The following is a 15,459-nucleotide window of genomic DNA, read 5'->3' on the forward strand; positions in this document are numbered from 1 at the left end:
CGGATCAGCTCTTGGCGAGCTTGTCCTTGACGGCACCGACCGTCTTCTCGACGATGTTCGGCACGGGGGTCGTCCCGTACAGGCGCTCGTCGGGCTTGGTCGGGGCGGGGAAGGGCACGCCGCTCGTGGGGGCCTCCTCGTAGGTGAACTGGCCCTTGCCGTCGGGCGAGGGCCCCTGGGCCCAGGTGCCCTCGGACGCCGCGGCGCCGTCCGAGAAGTTGTAGAACTTGTACTCCTCGGTCTGGATCTCTTCGCTCATCGGGAAGTTGCTCGGGATCGGCAGCTCCTCGTGGCCCTCGGCCATCAGCTCACGGGCGGCGGCGACCCACTGGTTCTGGTGCGCCGTGTCGCGGGCCAGCAGGAAGCCGAGCATGTCCCGCACTCCCTTGTCCTCGGTCATGTGGTAGAGCCGGGCGACCTGGAGGCGGCCCTGCATCTCGGCGTTCGCGTTCGCGATGACGTCGGCCAGCAGGTTGCCGGAGGCCGTGATGTAGCTGCCCGACCAGGGGTTCCCGTTCGAGTCGACGGGGCGGGCGCCCGCGCCCGCGACGATGGCGGCCTGGATGTCGGTGCCGCCGACGACGGCCGCGATGACCGGGTCGTCCTGCACGGCTTTCTCGGTGGCGCCGACGGGCGCCTTCGCGAGCAGCTGCGAGATCATCGTGGCGATCATCTCGACGTGGCCGAACTCCTCGGCTCCGATGCCGAAGATCATGTCGCGGTACTTGCCGGGCAACTTGCTGTTCCAGGCCTGGAAGCCGTACTGCATCGCGACGGTGATCTCGCCGTACTGGCCGCCGAGGATCTCCTGCATCTTGTGGGCGAGGACCGCGTCGGGCTTGGTGGGTTCTGCTTTGTACTGGAGCTCTTGCTTGTGGAAGAACATGGGACTCCTATTCCTTCGGGGGCCGTGACCCCGGTGTCGGTCCAGGCTCTCTCCGTCCCGCGACGGGCGTCCGAAGTCTCGAGACCGGTTGACAACGGCCGTCCGGATGCGCAAGTGACGAGCACGACCTGGGGTCGCCGTCAAGGGGCGGACCCGGGTGCGCCTCCTCGGGTTGTATGGCGACGAGTGCCCCTGCGACGACGCGGGGCCGAGTCGACGGGAGTGGGACATGACCTCGAAGAAGAAGACGGGGGTGGCGGCCGCGACGGGGCTCGCGTTCGCCCTGGTGGCGACGGGCTGCAGCGGCGGCGGGCAGGGGGAGGCGACCGATTTCTCGACCTCGGCCTCGGGTCCGCTCGAGGCCTGGGCGTTCGACAACGCCGACGACGTCGGCGAGGCCCGCATCGCGTACGCGGCGGACGCCCTGCCCGACGTCGACGTCCAGCTCGACCAGACCACCTTCGACGCCCAGAAGTTCACGACGCGCGTGGCCAGCGGTGACGTGCCCGACGTCGTGCAGATGGACCGCAACTTCGTCGCGACCTACGCGGCCCAGGACCTGATCCAGCCCCTCGACGCCTGTTACGCGGCGAACGACGTCGACCCCGGCGAGCGGTTCTACGAGTCCGTCGCGGCGGACGTCACCTACGACGACCAGATCTGGGCCGTGCCGCAGTTCTTCCAGCCCCCGGCGATCATCGTCGACCGGCGCGTGCTGCAGGAGGCCGGCCTCGGCACCGACGACATCGACACGAGCGACCCCGACCGGCTCGTCGCCGCGGCCGAGGCGATGTACCAGGAGTCGGGCGGCGACCCGACCCGCCTCGGCTTCGACGGCGTGTGGGCGAGTCAGGCGGCCCTGTTCATCCTCGGTCAGGGCGGGCAGATCGTCGACGACGACGGGAAGCCGACCCTCGACGACCCCCGCAACGTGGCCGGACTCGAACTCGAGAAGCGCCTGGCCGACGCCCAGGGCGGCTACGCGGTGGGCAAGAGCTTCTCGGACACCTTCGACACCTTCGGTGACCGCAACCAGTTCGTGGCCGACCAGGTCGGCGCCCAGATCGCCGCCCAGTGGTACGTGAGCGTCCTGTCGCCGTACCGCGACGAGGTCGACATCACGGCCGTCCCGTTCCGCGACGCCGACGGCGACCCGTTCGCCGTCGCCGGCGGCACGGCCTACGTCGTCCCGGTCGCCGCCGAGAACCCGGACGCCGCCTGCGCGTGGGCGCTCGCCCTGACCGAGCAGGACGCCTGGCTGGCCGCGGCGAAGGCCCGGGCGGACTCCCTCGCCGAGACGCCGGGCGCCGTCAACGCCGGACTGTTCACCGGGTCGCCCGCCGCCGACGACGCCATCCGCCAGCAGTACGTCACCCCGAGCGGCGACCAGGGGTTCGACGAGACGATCGCGACCTACTACGACGCCGTGTCGTCCGGGACGACCGTGGGCGCGTCGCCCGCCGGGCAGCAGATCCAGAGCGACCTGCAGAACGCCGTCACGAGCTACCTGCTCGGCGACAAGTCGGCCGAGGAGGCGCTGGCCGACGCCCAGCGCTCGTCGCTGCGGGCGTACGAGCGCGCCGTGGGCTGACCCGCGCCTCCTCGTCGCACCGTCAGGGGGTCACGTCCTCGACCGACGTGACCCCCTGACCCTTGCCCGGCCGGACGCTCAGCCCTTGCGGGCCTGGGTCGAGACGCCCTCGATGAAGTACCGCTGGCCGAAGGCGAACAACACCAGCATGGGCAGCGTCACGAGCAAGGCGGCGACCATGACGAGCTGGTAGTCGCCCTGGCCCCCGTTCGTCGGGCTGAACGTCGTCATCGCGTACGACAGGCCGAGCGGCACCGTGTAGCCCTCGACCCCGCCGCTGTTGAGGTAGATCAGGGCGGACTGCAGGTTGTTCCAGCTCGACTGGAACTCGAAGAGGAAGACGATGACGAACGAGGGCACGGCGAGCGGCATCGCGATGTGCCGGAACAGCCCGAGGTAGCCGACCCCGTCGAGTCGTGCCGCCTCGAACAGCTCACGGGGCAGGCCCCGGAAGAACTGACGCTGCAGGAAGATGTAGAATGCCGAGCCGAAGAGGTTCATGCCGAACAGGGGCACCCACGTGCCGATCAGGTCGAGCTGTTTCCAGATCAGGTACTGCGGCACCATGGTCACGGCACCGGGCAGCATCATCGTCGCGAGGACAAGCCCGAAGAGGAACGACCTCCCAGGGAACCGGAAGTACGCGAAGCCGAACGCGACCAGCGAGCTCGACACCGTCACCAGCAGGGCGGCGATAAGGGCGATCGCGACGCTGTTGACCATCCAGGCGGCGAGCGGCAGGCGCTCCCAGACCTCGGCGTAGTTGCTCCACTGGACGTCGCGGGGCCAGAGCAGGTTGTCGAACACCTGCGAGCGGGGCTTCAGGCTCGCGGCGAGGAGCCAGGCGAACGGGTAGACGAACGCCAGGGTGCAGACGCCGAGCAGCAGCCAGACGACGACGCGGCCGACGGTCGTCCGCGGTCGCCTCCGCCCCGGGGCGGGGTCGAGCGACACAGGGTCGGTGGTGACGGGCTGGACGAGACGGTCGGCGGTCTCGGCGGGCAGGACGGCCATCAGCGGTCTCCCTCGTAGTAGACGAAGCGGTTGCTCAGCCGCACCTGGACGAGCGTGATGAGCAGGATGATGACGAAGAGCAGCCAGGCCATCGCCGACGCGAAGCCGAAGTCGAACTGACGGAACGCCTGCTGGAACAGGTAGACGCCGTAGAACAGCGAGGACTCGGGCGACGCGTTCGTCTGGTCGCGCCAGAACAGCAGGTACGCCTGGTCGAACACCTGCAGGGCGGCGATCGTCAGCACCACCGTGGCGAAGAAGAGCGAGCCCGAGATCATCGGGACCGTGATCGAGAAGAACTGACGGACCCGGCCGGCGCCGTCGAGCGACGCGGCCTCGTAGAGCTCGCGGGGCACGTTCGCCAGCGCGGCGAGGAAGATCACCATCGTGCCGCTGACACCCCACAGCGTCATGATCACGATGGACGGCTTCACCCAGGTCGGGTCGATCAGCCACTGCGGTCCGTCGATGCCGATCACCGCCAGGCCCTCGTTGATCGCTCCCGTGTTGCCGTTCAGCAACAGCAGGAAGACCGCGGCGGTCGCGACCGCCGGCGTCATCTTGGGCAGGTAGAAGACCGTGCGGAAGAACCCACCGGCCCGACCCGACCTCGCGAGGAGCAGGGCCAACGCCATCGCCACCACGATCTCGAGGGGCACGGCCAGCACCGCGTAGAACAACGTGTTGCCCAGGGAACCCATGACTCGCGGATCACGGAACAGCTCGGCGTAGTTGTCGAAGCCGACGGGCGTCGCCGTGTCCGTCGCCAGCCGGTAGTCGCTGAACGAGATGACCAGGCTGTAGAGCATCGCCCCGAGGGTGAACACGCAGAACCCGACGATCCAGGGGCTGATGAACAGGTAGCCCGCGATCGCCTCGCGGCGTCGCATCGAGGAGGCGCGGGTCGGGCCGGTCCCCGGCGTCCGGCCTCGTGGGCGTCGGCCCGGTGGGCGTTCGGGCCTCGCGGTGTCGACCGCGTGGGCGTTCGTCATGGTGGGTCCCCTCCGGCAGCACGGGCGAGCGCCGTCGCGCGCCTCGGGTGCGTCCTTCTCAGGACCAGAACAGCACCGTTCGCCTCGGGAGGACCGCTTCTCGGGGTCGTCAGTGCACGAGGGCCGGCCCGTGACCCGGCAGCACCACGCGCGCGCGGCGGTCGACGAGCCGACCGTAGGTGCGCCCCGCCTCGGCCAGGTCGGAGTGGAAGATCGGGTGCAGCATCTGCACGCCGTCGAGCCGCGAGGTCGGGTGGCCGGTGACGAGGGCGTCGCCCGTGACGAGCACGTCGTCGTCGGGCAGCGCGAAGACGGTGTGCCCGGGGGTGTGGCCCACGGCCGTCGTGGGGACGACGCGATGACCGCTGAACGTGCGGGCCACCCCGAGCTCGAGCGGCAGGACGTCGAGCACCGCCACGTCGCCCAGCCCACCCGCGCGCACGGCGTGCAGCACCCACCGGGCGAACCGGGGCTTGTACAGGTGCGGCAGCACGTCACGGACGCCGACCTGGTGCAGCTGTTCGCGCGTCACGTTCGGCACCTCGGCGGGTGCCGCGAGGACCTCGAACCGGTGTCGCCGGCGCAGGGCCGTGATCGTGCCGATGTGGTCGCTGTGCCCGTGCGTCACGAGCACCGACGTGAGACGGGCGTCGCCGTGTCCCGTCGCCGTGGCCACGGCACGCAGGGACGACTCGACCAGTTCGTGGTCGGCCGGGTACCCCGCGTCGACCAATGTCAGGGTGCCGTCGCCCCCGAGGATCGTCCAGTTCGACGCGGGACCCTGGACGAAGTGCACGCCCGGTGCGACCTCGACCGGAGCCGCCGCCTTCTTCGGGCTCACGCCGCGCCCCCGGCGCCGGTGCCGCCCCTCACGAGGCGACCCCGGTGTCGGGGCGGACGAGCAACCGTGCAGGAGGCGCACTCGGCCCCGCCAATCGGCCGCCCACCCACGTCGCCGCGACCTCGCCGAACAGGCGTGCGTCGTCGTACGCGGTCACGGGGTTGCGGTGCGAGAGGTCGTCGACGTCGATCGTCACGGGCGTCTCGGGGGCGAAGGCGACGAGGTCGGCGTCGGCGCCGACCGAGATCCGCCCCTTCGTCGGCAGGCCGACGAGCGCCGCCGTGCCCCGGGACATCCATCCGACGACGGCCTCGAGGGGGATGCCGCGCTGCCGTGCCCCGGTCCACACGGCGCGGAAGCTCAGCTCGAGGCCCGAGATGCCGCCCCACGCCACGTCGAAGTCGCCGTGTGCGGCGTCGGGGCCGCCGGCGAACTTGAGCTCGCGGGTCGACGGCGAGTGGTCGCTCGCGACGACGTCGATCGTGCCGTCGACCAGCGCCTGCCAGAGCAGTTCGCGGTTGGCCTCGCCGCGGATCGGCGGGCAGCACTTGAACTGCGTCGCCCCGTCGCCGATGTGCTCGGCGTCGAAGGTCAGGTAGTGCGGGCAGGTCTCGACCGTGAGCCGCAGCCCCTCGGCCTTGGCCGCCCGGATGGTGTCGAGCGCCGTCGCCGACGAGAGGTGCAGCACGTGGGCGCGTCCACCCGTGGCGCGCAGGGCGTCGACCACGTGCTGGATCGCCGTGCGCTCGACCACGTCGGGACGCGAGCGGACGAACGCGTCGTAGGCCGCGCCTCCTCCGGGCGCCCCGGGCACCGCGGGCGCCTCGGTCGGCGAGGCCGCGGCGGCGTCGAGGCCGTCGGGGTCCTCGGCGTGCACGATCAGCAGACCGTCGAAGACCGCCAGTTCGGCCATCGCCTGGTGCAGCTGCTCGGTCGACAGGTGCGGGAACTCGTCGACCCCCGACGGCGAGAGGAAGGCCTTGAACCCGAAGACGCCGGCCTCGTGCAGCGCCCGCAGGTCGCCCGTGCCGAGGTTCGCCGGGATCGCCCCGCCCCAGAACCCGACGTCGACGACCGACTGGGGGCCCGCGGCGGCGCGCTTCTGCTCGAGGGCCTCGACGGTCGTCGTCGGCGGGATGCTGTTGAGGGGCATGTCGACGATCGTCGTGACGCCCCCGGCGGCGGCGGCACGGGTCGCCGTCGCGAAGCCCTCCCACTCGGTGCGTCCGGGCTCGTTGACGTGAACGTGGCTGTCGACGACGCCGGGCAGCAGCACCTGGTCGTCGGGGAGGGTCACGTCGACGGTGGCGCCGACCTCGTCGGTGAGGCCGCCGATCGCGACGACGCGGCCGTCACGGACGGAGACGCTCGCCTCGCGCCAGACACCGTCGACCCAGGCGCGACGGGCCCGGACGACCAGGTCGTGCCGCACGGCGTCAGCCACGGGTCGCCCCGGCCGCCGCCGCGGCCGCCTCGGCCTCGCGCGCCTCGAGCTCCCTGCGTCGCTCGCGCAGGAGGTGCCCGGTCAGTGCGACCAGCAGCGTCAGCCCGCCGGCGACGCCCATGCCCACGCCGATGTGCACCTGCAGCAGCAGGGCCCCGACGCCCGCACCGGCGAGGATGAGCACCACGGCGAGCACCCGCCGGGGGAAGTTCTTGCCCGTGCCGCCGGCGAGCTTCGACTCGGACGCGAGCCCGACGATGGTCGACGTGACCACCACGGTCGTGACGTCGGCCACGGCGATCTTGCGCGCGGCGGCGGCCTGCAGCCCCATCGCGGCGCCCAGCAGGCCGGTGATCGTGAAGGCCCACGGCGTGTTCTCTTCGGGCACGACGAAGAAGGTCGAGATGCCGAGCCCGAGCAGCACGCCGCCGGTCACGCCGAACGAGGTCGTGCTGCGGCCCGACCACCCGGCACGGCCGCCGCGCAGCACCCGACCGCCGATCGCCGCTCCGAGCAGGAACGCGGCCAGGGCCACGATCGGGCCCACGATCGGCAGACCGTCGGCCTGGGCGATGGCCATGCCGAGGATGACCACGTTGCCGGTCATGTTCGCGGTGAACACCCGGTCGAGGCCGAGGTAGCCGACGGCGTCGATGATGCCGGTGGTGAACGTCAGCGTCAGCATCATGACGAGGTGCATGCGCGCCTGGTTGCGGCGGAACTTCTTCACGGGGGTCCTCAGGTGCTCGGCGCCGGGGCACGGCGGGGCGGGCGACTACGGCGACGTCGGCGCATCGGTTCTGCCGTCGATCGTATTGTCGCGGCTCGCTCGCACGCGAACCCCGGGCCGCGCCTGTGGACGAGAGCCGGCGGGCCTGTGGACGAGAGGGGCCGTTCCTGTGGACGAGAGGAGGCGCGGGCGCGGGCCCCCAGGACGGACCGGCTCAGCGGCGGTGGACGACCAGGGTGTCGGCGAGGCCGGCCGTCGCGTCGGCGGCCACCGTGCCGGTGCGGGCGAAGTCGGCCCAGACCTGGCGCACCTTGCGGCCGCGGCGGTCGACGTCCTCCCAGTCGGTGGTGCCGACCAGGCGGGTGTGCGCCCAGGCCTCGCGGCCGCCGAGCAGCAGCGGCAGCTCGGTGATGTGGGCGGCGCCGAACGCCGTGCCCTCGGGCTCCCAGGTGAACTCGAACGTCGAGACGCGTCCGCCCGCGGCGCGGTGCCGCTCGGCGAAGGCCCGACCGGCCCGGTGGTAGACGGCCTTCGTCGTGGCGTCGATCATCAGGCGTCGGATCGCCCGGCCGACCACGGGCAGACCGAACATCCGCTGCAGCAGGGGGGAGAACTCGGCGAACACCGCGGTCTCGTCGGCCGTCGCGCCGATCAGCAGGTCGATCTCGGGCGCGACCTCGCGCCACGCGGCGTCGGCGGCGGACTCGGTCGGCAGCGGTGCCCGCCCGTACTGCAGCCCGAAGGCCATGCCGCCGCGCAGGCCGAAGCGCTTCGCCGCCCGCTCGGCCACGGACTGCCCGGCGAGCAGCTCGTCGAGCGGAGCGTCCTTGCGGGGCGTGCCCACCGCCTCCGTCATCGCCTTCACCATGCGGCTGCGGCCGCGCGCGATGCCGAGCGGGGCGCTCTGCACGATGGCCCGGGCGAAGAGCCCCCGGGCGCCCTCGCTGATCATCAGGTGCGCGATCGCGTCACCGCCGGCCGACTGGCCGAACAGGGTGATGCGGCTCGAGTCGCCCCCGAACGCCTCGATCGTCTCGTGCACCCAGCGGACGGCCGCGAGCTGGTCGAGCAGCCCGAGGTTGGCGGGCACCTCGTCGCCGACGCCGAAGAAACCGAGCATGCCCAGCCGGTAGGTCACGGTGACGACGATCACGCGCTGCTCGGCGACGAGGGCGCGCGGGTCGTAGACGCGCAGGTCGCCCGCCCCCGAGACGTACGAGCCGCCGTGGATCCACACCATGACCGGCACGCGCTCGTCGGCGAGCAGGTCGGCGGGCAGGGTGATCGAGAGGCGCTGGCAGTGCTCGTCGTCGACCATGCCGACGGCGGCGCCCTCGATCAGCGCGTCGAGTCCGGGCGACGCGACCTGCGGTGAGGCGGGGGCGCGGTCGAAGGCGAGCAGCGGGGAGGGCCAGGGTGCGACCGGGCGCGGCGGCTCGAAGCGGTCGGCCTCGGCGTAGGGCACGCCGAGCACCCGCACGACCTCTCCGTCGACCCGCCCCACGATGCGGCCCGACGGGGTGTCGAACTCGCGGCGGGCGGCGCGGTCGTCGGTGTCGACGACCGGTTCGCCGGGGGCGGTCGGCGTGCTGGCGGTGGGGCGGGGGGCGTCCTGGGTCACCCGACCATCGTGCCCCTCACCGCCCGTCTAGGCTCGCGGGATGACCGCCGACACCCCTCCCGCCCCCGGGTTCTACCGCCACTTCAAGGGCGGCCGTTACGAGGTGCTCGGCACCGCCCGCCACAGCGAGACCGACGAGCCGCTCGTCGTCTACCGCGCGCTCTACGGCGAGCAGGGCCTCTGGGCGCGGCCCCTCGCGGCCTGGTCCGAGCACGTGCGACGTGACGGGCACGACGGCCCGAGGTTCGCGCCCGAGGGCTGACCGCCCCACCCGGTGGCCGGTGCGCCCACCGTGCGGCGGTCGAGGGCGAGCCGAGGAGGCGCGGGGCGGGTCAGCGAAGTCACAGCCGGTTGATAGCCCCGCGGCCGGACACTCGGCTCATGAAGTTCTCACGTCGCTCCCAGCACCCCCAGGGTGCAGCCACAGACGGGGGCGTCGCGGACGACGCGACCCGCACCGCCGACCCGGCCGAGGCCGCGCCGCCCTCGGCCGTGCCGCCCGTGGCCGTGCTGCCCCCGGGCATGCTGATCGCGGGTGCCTGGGCCTGGCGCCTGCTCGCGGTCGCCGCCGCGCTGGCCGTGCTCTTCTGGCTGATCGCCACGCTCGAGGAGATCGTCGTGCCGCTGCTGATCGCGATCCTCGTGTCGGCGTTCCTGGTGCCGGTCGGGGGGTTCCTGCACCGGCACCGGTGGCCGCGGTGGCTCGCCATCGTGGCCGCGTTGCTGGCCGGGGTGGTCGTCGTCGGGGGCCTCGTGCTGCTCGCCGTGACGCAGATCCGGGCCGGACTGCCGCAGATCGAGAAGCAGTCCGTGGCGCAGTACGACCAGCTGACGACCCTGCTCCAGGGGCCGCCGTTGAGCCTGACGAACGCCGACGTGACCGGCTACCTCAAGGACGCGCAGAACGCGCTGCAGACCGAGAGCAAGGCGATCCTCAGCGGCGTGCTGTCGATCGGCACCGCGGCCGGGCACCTGCTGGCCGGGGGACTGCTGACCCTGTTCGCCACGATCTTCCTGATGATCGACGGTCGCGGGGTCTGGGCCTGGACCGTCCGCCTCTTCCCGAAGGCGGCGCGCCCCGCCGTCGACGGGGCCGGCCAGGCCGGCTGGCACACGCTGACCTCGTTCGTCCGCGTGCAGATCGTCGTCGCCGCGGTCAACGCCGTCGGCATCGGCCTCATCGCGTTCTTCCTAGGACTGCCGCTCGCCGTGCCGATCGCGATCCTCGTCTTCCTGGCGTCGTTCATCCCGGTCGTCGGGGCCATCGTGACCGGCGCGCTCGCCGTGATCGTCGCCCTCGTCTTCGCGGGGCCGGTCCAGGCCGTGGTCATGCTGGCCGGAGTGCTCGTCGTGCACCTGCTCGAAGCCCACGTGCTGCAGCCGCTGGTCATGGGTTCGGCCGTCCGCGTGCACCCGCTCGCGGTGGTCTTCGCCGTGGCGGGTGGGTCGTACGTGGCCGGCATCCCGGGTGCGCTCTTCGCCGTGCCGACGGTCGCCGTGCTCAACGTGATGGTCAAGTACGTGGCGACGGGGGCCTGGCGTCGGACCCGCGTCGCGGACGACCTCGTGGCGGCGCCCGAGGCGTCGTGATCGCGAGCCGCTGACCTGCCCGGCCCGCGCCTCCTTCGCTCGGATGAGCGAGGCGCGGGCCGATGTCATCCGCTGGGATGATGCGCCGGACTGCCCGGTTCGACAGTGCATTGTGTGGTTCTACTCAGGAAGTCTCTGCATACTCGTCACTTCGCCCGGGCGCGTGCGCCCCTCCCGATCGAGTCCCGACTCGGAAGGGCAGCTGCGGCGGACGAGTCGAGGCCCCACGGCCTCGCGAGACCGACACCGACCTGTCACGGCTTCCCCCGCCTCTGCCGCGGGGCCCCGCCGCCTCGTGCGCCCCGCGCCCGTGCGGCACCGCCGTGTGCGCCCTGCCCGACCGGAGGCGCGGGTCGGCCGAGCACGAGGACCACATGACCCCCGAGAACACCCCTGCCTCCGGCGCGGACGCCGCGACCGCCGCCGAGGCTCCCGCCACGCGCCGCTCGCTCTCCGCCGGACGCCGTCGCACCGCCCGTCGTCGCCTCTCGCTGATCGGTGGCGTCGCCGCGGTCGCCCTCGTCACGGGCACCGGCTTCGCGGTCACCTCGATGTCGGCCGCCGGTGCCGACACCATCACGGCCGAGCAGCACGCCGCCGACGTCAAGCAGCAGAAGGCGGACATCGCCACCTCGTTGGCCCAGGCCAAGGCGCGCTCGACGATCCAGATCGCGAACCAGGTCGTGGCCTCGACCTCGAGCCGGACCGACGCCAGCGACTTGCAGACCCAGGTCGCCTCCCTGGCCGACTACGAGAAGCTCGACGCCTCGACGCTGAACGACCGCGTCGAGAAGACCGCGCTCTCGGCGCAGACCGTCCAGTCCGCCGCCGCCGAGGCCGACCGACAGGCCGCTGCCGCCGCCGCTGCCGCGCAGGCCGCCGCCGAGGCCCAGGCAGCCGCCGAGGCGAAGGCCGCCGCCGACGCCGCGGCCGCCGCCGAGGCCGCCCGCGCCGCCGCCGACAACTCGGTCGACGGGGCCAAGGCCACGGCCCAGTCCCTCGCGTCGTCCCAGTACGGCTGGGGCAGCGACCAGTTCTCGTGCCTCGTCTCGCTCTGGACGAAGGAGTCGGGCTGGAACTACAAGGCCTACAACCCCAGCGGCGCGACCGGCATCCCGCAGGCGCTGCCCGGCAGCAAGATGGCCTCGGCCGGGAGCGACTGGGCCACGAGCGCCAAGACGCAGATCACCTGGGGGCTCGGCTACATCAAGTCGGTCTACGGCACCCCGTGCGGCGCCTGGTCGCACTCGCAGTCCGTCAACTGGTACTGACCGGATCGGCCCGGGCTCGGGTCGCCTCGCCTGCCGGACGTCGCACCGCCTCCTGAACGTCGCACCGCGGAGATCCGCGGTGCGACGTTCAGTTCGTGGTGCGATGCCGCGCCACGGGGGCGCACGGCCGCGCCACGAGGGCGCACGGCCGCGCCACGGGGGCGCACTGACGCGCCACTGGGGCGCGACCGCTAGTTCTGCGGGGGGATCGTCTGCCGGTCGGTGGGCTTGTCGGTGGTGACCGGCGTGGGACGCGGGCTCGGGCTGGTCGGGCCCGGCGACGGCGTCACGATGCCGTCGGTGGGAGGCGCGGGTGCCGGTGTCGGGCTCTCGGGCGTCGCCGACGGGGTGACGCTCGGGCTGACGGTCACCACGGGGTCGTCGTCGCCGTCGCTGCAGGCCGTCAGCAGCCCCGAGGCGAGCAGGACCGTCGCCGCGGCCACCCCCGTGCGAGCAGTGGTCGTGAGCAGCGTCCGCGTCGTCGTCCCCATGTCGGGAGCCTACGCGCGGCGGGTCCCACGCATCGAGGGATGCCGGCCCGACGTCACCCGGGTCAGACCGCGCCCACCAGCGTCCACGCCCCGCCGTCGCGGCGCGTCACGCGTCCCTGGACCACGTCGGCCAGCTCGCCCACGGTCGCCTCGACGACGGCCCCGATGCGGTGTGCGGGCTCGTCGGCGGCACATTCGTAGCGCACCACCAACCGTGGCTCACCGCGCACGAGCGTGACGTCGCTGGCCTCGACGGTCGTCAACCCGGCCGCACTCGCGGCGGCCGCGGGCAGCACCGAGTCGGGCCGCACCCCGGGGCGCAGGGTGCCGACGGTGAGCGTGACGCGGTACGAGGGCATGCGCTCATCCAACCCGTCACCACCGACATCGAGCGACGGTCCCAGCAGGGTCGCAGCCGCTTCACGGCGGACCCCGAAACACGTTCGACTCACGACCGTGCCACCCTCTGGTCATGAAGCGCACCGCGTCCGCCCGGCTCGAGTTCGACGTCGACGGCCCCGCCGAGTTCGTCCTGTCGATCGCCGCCTCCCGCGCCTACGCCGCTCCCGACGCGGTGGCGCAGGCCGGCACCGCCCGCATCACCGAGGAGGCGCTGGCCGTCACCCAGCACGGCACACCCCTCGAGGTCCGCGAGCTGCACGACCACCACGGCACCCTCCTCCACCTGTGCGAGGTCGGGGCCGGCCGGGTCACCGTCGACTACCGGGTCGTCGTCGACGGACGGCTCGACGAGCCCGCCGTCGACGACCTCGACCTCGTGCGCTACCGGCGCCCCAGCCGCTACTGCGAGTCGGACACGCTCAGCCCGACGGCCCGCGCCGAGTTCGGCGGGCTCGAGGGGCGCGAGCTGCTGGCCGCGGTCGCGACGTGGGTCGGCTCGCACCTCGCCTACGTGCCCGGGGCCAGCGCGCCGACCGACGGCGCGGTGCAGACCCTGCTCGACCGGCAGGGCGTCTGCCGCGACTACGCGCACCTCGTGATCGCCCTGCTGCGGGGGCTCGACGTTCCTGCGCGGCTCGTCAGCGTCTACGCCCCGGGCCTGTCTCCGATGGACTTCCACGCCGTGGCCGAGGCCTTCGTCGACGGTGCCTGGCACGTGGTCGACGCGACCGGCCTGGCCCCGCGTCAGACGCTCGTGCGCATCGCGACCGGACGGGACGCCTCCGACACAGCGTTCCTCTCGAGCCACGGCGGCCGCGTCACGGTCGCGGGGATGCAGGTGGGAGCCGTCGCCGACGAGCTGCCGCGCGACGACGTGAGCACCTTCGTCAGCCTCGGCTGACCGCCCGCCGGCACCGCGCCTCCTGCGCTCGCGCCGCCGCTGCCTGCCGCCCCGCCCTGGCCCCGACCCACCCCGCTACGAAGTAAACACGCCGCCACACGATCGCGTGGCGGATCGTTTACCTCGTGGCGGCGTGCGCGGGGCGGCGTGCGCCTGCCGGCCCCCCGCGGCTCAGTCCTCGCGGTGCGCCAGCTTCGCGCCCTCGCGGGCGCGGACGGCGGGCTCGTTCTGGTGCACGCCCGCGGGCCAGGACGTCGGTCCGGCCGACCCCGCCGGGTACTCGTCGATCGCGACCTCGCCGGTCTTCCAGGCCTTGACGACGGGGGCGACGATGCGCCACCCCTCCTCCGCCGAATCGCCGCGCACCGAGAGCGTCGGGTCGTCGTCGAGGATGCCCTCGAGCACCTCGCCGTAGGCCGTCAGGTCGGCCGCGCCGAAGTCGGCGTGCAGGGAGGCGCGCGACAGGTCGTACGAGTCGCCCGGCCCGTTGACGTTCAGCTCGAGCGACATCTCGTCGGGTGAGATCGCGATGCGCAGGCGGTCGGGGGTGCCTCCGCCGACGAACTCCTTCGGGACGTGGGTGGGCGGCCGGAACGTGATGACGATCTCGCGGCGACGCGAGGCCAGGGCCTTGCCCGAGCGCAGCAGGATCGGCACGCCGGCCCACCGCCAGTTCGCCACCTCGACGACGACCTCGGCCAGCGTCTCGGTCTCGAGCGACGCGTCCACGCCGTCCTCGTCGACGTAGGCGGGCAGGGTGCGGCCGTCCACCTCGCCCTTCCCGTAGCGGGCACGGCGGGAGTTCGCGACGGCGTCGTCGTCCCAGACGTGGGTCGCGCGCAGCACCAACTCCTTCTCGTCGCGCAGGTCGGCCGCGCCGAGCGTGGCGGGGGCGTTCATCGTCAGCACGGCCATCACCTGCAGCAGGTGGCTCTGGATCATGTCGACCATGGCGCCGGCGTGGTCGTAGTAGCGCGCGCGGTTCTCGAGGCCGAGTTCTTCGTCGTAGACGATCTCGATGCTCTCGACGTGCTGGTTGTTGAGCATGGGCTCGATCAGGCGGTTCGCGAACCGCAGGCCGAGCAGGTTGAGCACGGTCGAGCGGCCCAGGAAGTGGTCGACGCGGTGCACCTGGTCCTCGTGCACGAGCTTCAGCACCTCGCGGTTGAGCTTCTTCGCGCTGGCGAGGTCGGTGCCGAACGGCTTCTCGAGGGCGAGCGCCGTCCCCTCGGGCAGGTCGACCTCGCGGAGGGCGGCACAGGCCTTCTCGGTGATGGCCGGCGGCAGCGCGAAGTAGATGGACGGAGGCGCGTCACAGGCCTCGAGGAGGCCGCGGAGGCCGTCGGCCCCGGTCACGTCGGCCGTGATGTACGTGGTCGACTCGAGCAACGCGTCGACGGCGGGGCCGCTCGCGTGGACGCTGTCGAACGACGTCTTCACGCGTGCCTTCCACTCGGCATCGGTGTACTCCTCGACGCCGGCGCCGATCAGCTGCACTCGCCGGGGAGGCTCGATCGACAACAGGCCGCCGAGGCCGGGCATCAGGAGGCGCGCGGCGAGGTCCCCGCTCGCGCCCAGGATCAACAGGGTCGCCGGCTCGGGGGCCTTCTTCTCGCTCATGCCGTGAACGGTAGTGGGCCGCGCCCGGCCGCGCCCGGGAGGGGGTGCGACGGGCCGCCTCGGAG

At 72.7% G+C, this 15,459-nt stretch carries 15 protein-coding genes; 5 read left to right on the forward strand and 10 right to left on the reverse strand.

The annotated features are described in order from the left end of the window. Window positions 1–4: 4 nt before the first annotated feature. Entirely contained in the window at window positions 5–886 is an 882-nt protein-coding gene (locus ACVJ1F_RS10430) for a manganese catalase family protein (RefSeq protein WP_456886027.1), read from the reverse strand. Between the two features lie 229 nt (window positions 887–1,115). On the opposite strand from ACVJ1F_RS10430, the gene ACVJ1F_RS10435 reads away from it, so the two are divergent. Further along, entirely contained in the window at window positions 1,116–2,477 is a 1,362-nt protein-coding gene (locus tag ACVJ1F_RS10435; protein WP_456886029.1) for an ABC transporter substrate-binding protein, read from the forward strand. Between the two features lie 78 nt (window positions 2,478–2,555). Here ACVJ1F_RS10435 and ACVJ1F_RS10440 read toward each other — a convergent pair whose 3' ends face one another. The 6 genes from ACVJ1F_RS10440 to ACVJ1F_RS10465 form a co-directional block, all read right to left on the reverse strand. Next, on the reverse strand, window positions 2,556–3,491 hold the full coding sequence (locus ACVJ1F_RS10440; protein ID WP_456886031.1) for a carbohydrate ABC transporter permease: 936 nt from the start codon (window positions 3,489–3,491) through the stop codon (window positions 2,556–2,558). Further along, window positions 3,491–4,381: a carbohydrate ABC transporter permease gene (locus tag ACVJ1F_RS10445; RefSeq protein WP_173154896.1), complete on the reverse strand. Its 891-nt coding sequence runs from the start codon at window positions 4,379–4,381 to the stop codon at window positions 3,491–3,493. The genes ACVJ1F_RS10440 and ACVJ1F_RS10445 overlap by 1 nt, the downstream gene beginning before the upstream one ends. Before the next feature lie 211 nt (window positions 4,382–4,592). Next, on the reverse strand, window positions 4,593–5,324 hold the full coding sequence (locus tag ACVJ1F_RS10450; protein ID WP_456886033.1) for an MBL fold metallo-hydrolase: 732 nt from the start codon (window positions 5,322–5,324) through the stop codon (window positions 4,593–4,595). Between the two features lie 28 nt (window positions 5,325–5,352). Next, complete coding sequence (gene allB, locus ACVJ1F_RS10455; RefSeq protein WP_456886035.1) at window positions 5,353–6,768, reverse strand: allantoinase AllB; 1,416 nt, start codon at window positions 6,766–6,768, stop codon at window positions 5,353–5,355. Continuing rightward, window positions 6,761–7,498: a DUF1275 family protein gene (locus ACVJ1F_RS10460; protein WP_456886037.1), complete on the reverse strand. Its 738-nt coding sequence runs from the start codon at window positions 7,496–7,498 to the stop codon at window positions 6,761–6,763. Before ACVJ1F_RS10460 ends, allB begins: the two co-directional genes overlap by 8 nt. 214 nt (window positions 7,499–7,712) lie before the next feature. After that, window positions 7,713–9,119, reverse strand: a complete 1,407-nt coding sequence (locus ACVJ1F_RS10465) for a carboxylesterase family protein (RefSeq protein WP_456886039.1) — start codon at window positions 9,117–9,119, stop codon at window positions 7,713–7,715. Window positions 9,120–9,159: 40 nt separating this feature from the next. Here ACVJ1F_RS10465 and ACVJ1F_RS10470 point away from each other — a divergent pair, with 40 nt between their 5' ends. The 3 genes from ACVJ1F_RS10470 to ACVJ1F_RS10480 all read left to right on the forward strand — a co-directional run bounded on the left by ACVJ1F_RS10470 (window position 9,160) and on the right by ACVJ1F_RS10480 (window position 11,980). Further along, entirely contained in the window at window positions 9,160–9,381 is a 222-nt protein-coding gene (locus ACVJ1F_RS10470; protein WP_456886041.1) for a DUF1653 domain-containing protein, read from the forward strand. A gap of 119 nt (window positions 9,382–9,500) precedes the next feature. Beyond that, the gene (locus ACVJ1F_RS10475; RefSeq protein WP_456886043.1) at window positions 9,501–10,709 is read left to right on the forward strand and encodes an AI-2E family transporter; all 1,209 of its coding nucleotides are present in this window, start codon (window positions 9,501–9,503) and stop codon (window positions 10,707–10,709) included. 374 nt (window positions 10,710–11,083) lie between these two features. Further along, a complete protein-coding gene (locus tag ACVJ1F_RS10480; protein WP_456886045.1) occupies window positions 11,084–11,980 on the forward strand; it encodes an aggregation-promoting factor C-terminal-like domain-containing protein in 897 nt (298 codons plus the stop codon). A 191-nt stretch (window positions 11,981–12,171) separates the two neighbouring features. On the opposite strand, the gene ACVJ1F_RS10485 is transcribed toward ACVJ1F_RS10480, so the two are convergent. Both ACVJ1F_RS10485 and ACVJ1F_RS10490 read right to left on the reverse strand, forming a co-directional pair. Continuing rightward, window positions 12,172–12,471: a hypothetical protein gene (locus ACVJ1F_RS10485; protein ID WP_456886047.1), complete on the reverse strand. Its 300-nt coding sequence runs from the start codon at window positions 12,469–12,471 to the stop codon at window positions 12,172–12,174. A 62-nt stretch (window positions 12,472–12,533) separates the two neighbouring features. Continuing rightward, window positions 12,534–12,830 carry a hypothetical protein gene (locus ACVJ1F_RS10490; RefSeq protein WP_043596776.1) on the reverse strand — a complete coding sequence of 99 codons (297 nt, stop codon included), beginning with the start codon at window positions 12,828–12,830 and terminating at the stop codon, window positions 12,534–12,536. A 113-nt stretch (window positions 12,831–12,943) separates the two neighbouring features. On the opposite strand from ACVJ1F_RS10490, the gene ACVJ1F_RS10495 reads away from it, so the two are divergent. Next, on the forward strand, window positions 12,944–13,774 hold the full coding sequence (locus tag ACVJ1F_RS10495) for a transglutaminase-like domain-containing protein (protein WP_456886049.1): 831 nt from the start codon (window positions 12,944–12,946) through the stop codon (window positions 13,772–13,774). A 171-nt stretch (window positions 13,775–13,945) separates the two neighbouring features. On the opposite strand, the gene ACVJ1F_RS10500 is transcribed toward ACVJ1F_RS10495, so the two are convergent. Then, the gene (locus ACVJ1F_RS10500; RefSeq protein WP_456886051.1) at window positions 13,946–15,394 is read right to left on the reverse strand and encodes a glucose-6-phosphate dehydrogenase; all 1,449 of its coding nucleotides are present in this window, start codon (window positions 15,392–15,394) and stop codon (window positions 13,946–13,948) included. Window positions 15,395–15,459 lie beyond the last annotated feature (65 nt).

It is taken from the genome of Frigoribacterium sp. 2355, assembly GCF_054060695.1.